Genomic DNA, 5,376 nt, shown 5'->3' with positions numbered 1-5,376 from the left:
CCAGGGCACACCGGTGCGGAACTTGAACACGATGCCCTCAAGAACCTGGCGGTGATCACGCCATCTGCCCCGGGCACGACCCGCAGGCGGCAGCATCCATCTCCACCGTGCCACTGGAAGATCATTCTGCAAGGACCCCTAAGGACGCCACCGGATTCGTCATCCTGCCCCGTCGCTGGGTTGTGGAGCGGAGCCTGGCCTGGATCATGCAAGCCCGCCGTCACGCCCGGGACTACGAACGGCTCATCCAGCACTCGGAATCTTTGATCACCTGGGCCGCGATCACACTGATGACCAGGCGCATCACCCGCCGGTCCTCCCGCAGGAGCACACAGCCCGCCTCGTATGAGGCCAACCGGGACTGATCGTTCTCAAGTTCACGGTCGGCAACGCCACCAGGACAGGCCCGTCCTCCCGGCCGGGAGCCTACTTCCCACGAACTTCCCTGAAGCCTGTTCAGTCTCTGAGTCGCCGCACGGCTCGACAGGTGAGAAATGAGACCGCTCTCGGCAGGTAATTTCTGACGCCAGTGACGCGGTGGTGGAAGCGCCCGGATGCCAGTCGCCTGCAGGACGAAGAAAAGAACAGGAAGCACAGGAAGCGCGGCTTGGCCACGATGGTTTCGGGGAACAGCTCACGGGCGGCTGGACCAGGCTCCGGCTCGCTGATGACGGTGATCCGGAAACCGGCCCCGGTGAAAACCTCGATCATCGCGTGCAGCGGCCTGTGCCAGATGCTGATCCGCGCGGTCTGGCCGTCCATGGTCCACTCGTCGGTCCAGTGGGTCGCGTCGAAGTAGTCGTACTCGGACTCACGGCCGGCCTGACGGTGCATGATGAGCTGCCCCTGAGGCCCATCTGCTCTCTGTCTGGGGCGAGCGATTGTCGAGAGGTCCAGGCTTTCGCTGTCCCCCTTTGACGCCCAGCGAGTGGTTCCGGATGTCTCACCGGCTACGCATCGGTGACGTCCCGGGGCGTCGCCGGGTGGAGGGAGTCGAAGTCCTCCATGAAACTCAACATCCGGGCGTTGACGAGGTCGGGGTGGTCGATCTGCGGCCCGTGTCCGGTCGCGGCGACGATCTCGGCGCGGGCGCCGGCAATCACCCGAGGAACGCGTTCGAGCTGACGCTTCGGGTGCACCAGAAGGCTGCGCTTACCCATGATCAGGTAGAATGGCGTCCGGATGGAGCCCAGCTCGGCGTCGGACAGCGGCAGTGGAGCGGGACGGCGTATCCGGAAGGCCTTCACGCCGGCCTGGATCCAGGCGCGCAGATCCGGATCGGATATGACCGGCTGTTCCAGCCACTTGGCCAGAGCCGGGCGCAGCCGCTTGGGAGCGAAGGTGGCGAAGAGGCTGGCGAAGATCCAGACGAAGAAGCGGAGTCCCACCTTCTCCAGCCCTCCCGGGTCGAGGGCGGTGACGGAGGCGATCCGTTCGGGCCGGCGGTGGACCTGGTTGATGACGAGCCAGCCGCCGTAGGAGGAGCCGACGAGGTGGACCTTGTCGAGGCCGAGGGCGTCGAGGGCCTCGTCCATCCACTGGGCGGCCCGCTCGGGTTGCCACATCGGCGCGCGGTGGATGCTGCGGCCCGGGTCGCCGGGGGTGTCAAGGGCGTAGACGGGGCGATCGGCGCTGAGCGCGGCCGTGTTGGGGTACCACATCGCGGAGCAGCCGCCCGAGCCGTGGATCAGGACGACCGGCGTGCGGGACTCGGCCGCCGGGTCCGCGGGGCCGTACCGGTAGACGTGAGTCGTCCCGAAGCTCGTCTCCACGTCGGTCTCGGAGCGGATCGGTGCGCCCTTCGCGTAAAGCACGTCGCAGGCGGCGAAGTAGCGGTCGCGCAACTGGTCGTTGACGTAGCGCCCTATGTCGCGGCGCGTTCCGGGCGTGTGCTCGGGCATGGGCTACCTCCGTGAGATCCGCTCTTTATGATACGACCGTACCATATTAGTGATACGGCGGTACCATGAAAAGGAGCCCTCGAGCCGGCCCAGACGGCGAACAGGGATCCCACCAACCCCCACCACGGCCGGAGACACCACGGATGCCCAAGCGCGTGGACCACGATGAACGCCGCACCCAGATCGCTGAAGCACTCATCCAGGTCGCAGGGCGGCAGGGCCTGCACGCGGTCGGCATGCGCGACGTCGCCGCCGAGGCGGGCGTTTCACTGCGCCTGGTGCAGTACTACTTCCAGACCAAGGAAAAGCTGCTCTTCCACGGCCTCCAACACCTGACCGACCGCTTCACCGCCCGCGTTGGCGCCCGCCTCGCCGCTGCCGGCCAAGACCCGGGCCCCCGCGCGACCATCGAGGCTCTGCTGCTGGCCTCGCTGCCGACCGACGAGGAGAGCCGAATCTTCCACCTTCTCTACAGCTCCTACTCGATCCTGTCCGTGACCGACGAGGCCCTCGCCGCCCAGCCGTTCATCGACAACCCTGACGCCGCCGAGAATGCCCTCACCCAACTGATCCGACAGGCACAGGAGACGGGCCAAGCCGATGCTGGAGCCGACGCTCGCACTGAGGCGATCAGCCTGCTTGCCATGACGGCAACCATGGGCACCAGCATCCTCGTCGGACAGCGCACGCCGGAGTCTGCCATCGCGGCACTCCAGTACCACCTCGACAGGATCTTCAATCGCAGCCAGACCTCGCCTACGACCCGGTGACTTCCGTTCTTGGCTTCACCGGCATCGGCCTGAGGTGCTGTTGAGCTGAGACATCAGCTCGCCGTTGGTGGCCCGAGTGGCTGCCAGATTCTCGTCGCGTTCACCAAGCCGCGAGTTGAGCTCCGCAACCTGCGGCTCGAGGTGGGTCAGCTTCTCCTCGAGGGCGTCGGCGTCGTGAAAGCTCCGAGCCCAGCAGCCTGCCAGGCCTCCTGACCGAGGACAGGGGACAGCCGTTGTTCGAGCTCGACGAACCGCTGGCCCGGGCGGGTGCGTCGGCGAGGTTAGCCCGGTCGGCTGGAGGAAGCGGCGACTAACCTCGGGCCCCGAGGGGCCTGCCGACGGTTGCACAGCGCGGGCCAGTACGGCGGCGTGGAGATCGCCGTGCCGGTAGAGCAGTTGCGGTGCACGTGCGCCAGGCGCGCAACGACAGACAAGGCGATCTTCAGCCTGTCGCAGGTCAGTCGTCGACGCCCGGACGCGGCAACGTCCACGGACTGAATCGTCGGCGCACGCCTTCGCGAGCCGGTCGGCAGGCAGCGGCCAGCTAACGCTTCCCGCCCTAGTACTCCAGTTGCACTTCGCTATCGCCGCTGGTCAGAGGCTGTTCTCTGAGCATACTCAGCTGACGCGTCGTCATGTAGTCGAAGTTCGTGACCGGCAGCCCCTGATCACTGTTGTGCTGATCGCGCAAGACGATGTGCGGCCTGGTGTCTGGGCTTTGGAGCTTGAGGAGGTGCTGTTGCGGGTCGGTCACCGGTTCGGACGGGTCGATCTGCGGCGGCGGATGCGGGACTACGTGCGCGGGCTGCTCGGCCCTGTCGGCCGGAAGAACGGCTGGCAGCTTGCGGAATATGTCGGCCACGACGTCCCAGCCGGCTTGCAGCACCTGCTGAACCGGGCCCGGTGGGATCCGGACGAGGTCCGCGACGACCCGCAGGAATACGTGGCCGAACGCCTCGGCGAGCCCGACGGTGTCCTGATCATCGACGAGACCGGCTTCCTCAAGAAGGGCACCACTTCGGCGGGCGTGCAGCGGCAGTACTCCGGCACGGCGGGACGCACGGAGAACTGCCAGGTCGCCGTGTTTGCCGCCTATACCTCGTCGTGAGGCCGGACCTTGGTGGACCGGGAGCTGTACCTGCCGAAGTCCTGGACGTCCGACCGGGATCGGTGCCACGCGGCAGGAGTGCCCGACGCCCGGGCCTTTGCCACCAAGACCGAGCTTGCCCGGAGCCTTATCGCCCGGGCACTCGCCTCACCCCTACCCATCGCCTGGGTGACGGCGGACGCACTCTACGGCCAGGACTGGCACTTCCGCCGCATGCTTGAGGAGGCCGGGCTGGGCTACGTCGTCCCGGTCCCGAAGTCGCAGCAGGTCAAGTCCCTCGCCGGCTGCTGGCGCATCGACCAACTCATCGGTGACGCCCCCGACGAAGCCTGGGAGCGGCTTTCCTGCGGCGACGGAGCCAAGGGTTCGCGCATCTATGACTGGGCAGCCGCCCAGATCCCGGCCATTCCCTTCTTCGGCGGTGGCGAGCCTTCGCACCACCGGTGGGTACTCGCCCGCCGCAGCATTGCCCACCCGGACGAGATCGCCTACTACCTGGCTATGCACCCGCCGACACCAGTGTCGCGGAGCTGGTGCGCATTGCCGGTTCCCGCTGGGCGATCGAGTCCTGCTTCCAGAGCGCGAAGAACGAGTGCGGCCTGGACCAGTACGAAGTCCGCCGCTACCCGGGCTGGCACCGGCACATCACTCTCGCGATGCTCGCCCATGCCTTCCTCGCCGCCATGGCAGCGCAGGCCGAAGATGCAAAGGGGGCCGCAGAAACGGATCTTTCCTCGTCCCGCTCGGCCTGGCAGAGATCCGCAGGCTCCTGGCGACTTGCCACCCCAGGACAAACCACCACCGCCGCCACATTGATCGGACACTGACCTGGTCCCAGTGGCGCCGTCGCCACCAGGTGATAGCCATGCGCTGCCACTACAAACGCCGCACCGCCGGTCACGAACTTCGACCGCATGACGACGCATCAGCTGAGCATGCTCAGAGAACATCCTCTGACCAGCGGCGATAGCGAAGTGCAACTGGAGTATAAAGACGGCCCTGGTACTGCAGCGGCAGGCGTTCGCCGACCAGGTTCCGCTGCTTCGGGGCCCCAGCTTGGGCCGGGACATGCCTGTGGGTCCCGGGCGTTCCCGGGACCCACAGGTTCGCTGCTGTTCGGTGGTCTACCAGCGATACCAGCGGCCCTTGCGGCCGCCTGTGTCCGCAGTGCGCATCACGAAGCCCAGCAGCCAGACGACCAGCACGATGACCGCGATCCACCACAGTGCCTTCATCGCGAAGCCCGCGCCAAAAAGGATCAGAGCCAGAAGCAGGACGAGTAGCAGGGGAACCATAGTTATCAACCTCCGTCGCTCCTCGTGCCCAGCGATTCGAAGAACACACGGTCGATCTGCCTGGTTTCTTCACTGCCCTTACGGGAACTGGGCCCAGTTTCGTCACGGGCATACACCTCACGGCTGGCACGGGGCGCCCGGCGCGTCCGCACCGTTTCCAACAGCTGGGATCGGGGGGTTGAAGCCGGGAAACGCTGCTGCGAAGGTCCCCTAGGTAGCGTCTTATCGATCACGCATCGAGCCAGATGAGTGTGCTGGCCAGGGTTATGGCGGCGAGGTAGCGGTCGGGCTGTTTGTCGTAG

Annotated in this window: 3 protein-coding genes and 4 pseudogenes; 3 read left to right on the top strand and 4 right to left on the bottom strand. The window is 66.4% G+C overall.

The features are described 5' to 3' along the window. Positions 1-96, bottom strand: a pseudogene (locus ABZ192_RS42955) (IS5/IS1182 family transposase); the annotation flags it as partial. A gap of 56 nt (positions 97-152) precedes the next feature. On the opposite strand from ABZ192_RS42955, the pseudogene ABZ192_RS42950 reads away from it, so the two are divergent. Next, positions 153-365: pseudogene (locus ABZ192_RS42950) on the top strand (IS5/IS1182 family transposase); the annotation flags it as partial. 214 nt (positions 366-579) lie between these two features. Here ABZ192_RS42950 and ABZ192_RS42945 read toward each other — a convergent pair. Together ABZ192_RS42945 and ABZ192_RS42940 are read right to left on the bottom strand one after the other, a co-directional pair. Next, positions 580-837, bottom strand: a pseudogene (locus tag ABZ192_RS42945) (SAM-dependent methyltransferase); the annotation flags it as partial. A gap of 113 nt (positions 838-950) precedes the next feature. Beyond that, complete coding sequence (locus ABZ192_RS42940; protein WP_356929890.1) at positions 951-1,901, bottom strand: alpha/beta fold hydrolase; 951 nt, start codon at positions 1,899-1,901, stop codon at positions 951-953. A 143-nt stretch (positions 1,902-2,044) separates the two neighbouring features. On the opposite strand from ABZ192_RS42940, the gene ABZ192_RS42935 reads away from it, so the two are divergent. Further along, positions 2,045-2,671 carry a TetR/AcrR family transcriptional regulator gene (locus ABZ192_RS42935; protein ID WP_356929889.1) on the top strand — a complete coding sequence of 209 codons (627 nt, stop codon included), beginning with the start codon at positions 2,045-2,047 and terminating at the stop codon, positions 2,669-2,671. Positions 2,672-3,368: 697 nt separating this feature from the next. Then, positions 3,369-4,606 (top strand): annotated as a pseudogene (locus tag ABZ192_RS42930) (IS701 family transposase). Between the two features lie 297 nt (positions 4,607-4,903). On the opposite strand, the gene ABZ192_RS42925 reads toward ABZ192_RS42930, so the two are convergent. Then, positions 4,904-5,074 carry a hydrophobic protein gene (locus tag ABZ192_RS42925; protein ID WP_356929888.1) on the bottom strand — a complete coding sequence of 57 codons (171 nt, stop codon included), beginning with the start codon at positions 5,072-5,074 and terminating at the stop codon, positions 4,904-4,906. Between the last annotated feature and the right edge of the window lie 302 nt (positions 5,075-5,376).

It is taken from the genome of Streptomyces sp. NPDC006235, assembly GCF_040613735.1.
Taxonomy (GTDB): Bacteria; Actinomycetota; Actinomycetes; order Streptomycetales; family Streptomycetaceae; genus Streptomyces.
Note: the sequence above shows the minus strand (reverse complement) of the source record. Positions and strands in the feature narration are given on the sequence as shown.

Bases quoted from the DNA above. Each gene is read 5' to 3' on its own strand.
- ABZ192_RS42925 (WP_356929888.1), bottom strand. From the start codon at position 5,074: ATGGTTCCCCTGCTACTCGTCCTGCTTCTGGCTCTGATCCTTTTTGGC.
- ABZ192_RS42940 (WP_356929890.1), bottom strand. From the start codon at position 1,901: ATGCCCGAGCACACGCCCGGAACGCGCCGCGACATAGGGCGCTACGTC.
- ABZ192_RS42935 (WP_356929889.1), top strand. From the start codon at position 2,045: ATGCCCAAGCGCGTGGACCACGATGAACGCCGCACCCAGATCGCTGAA.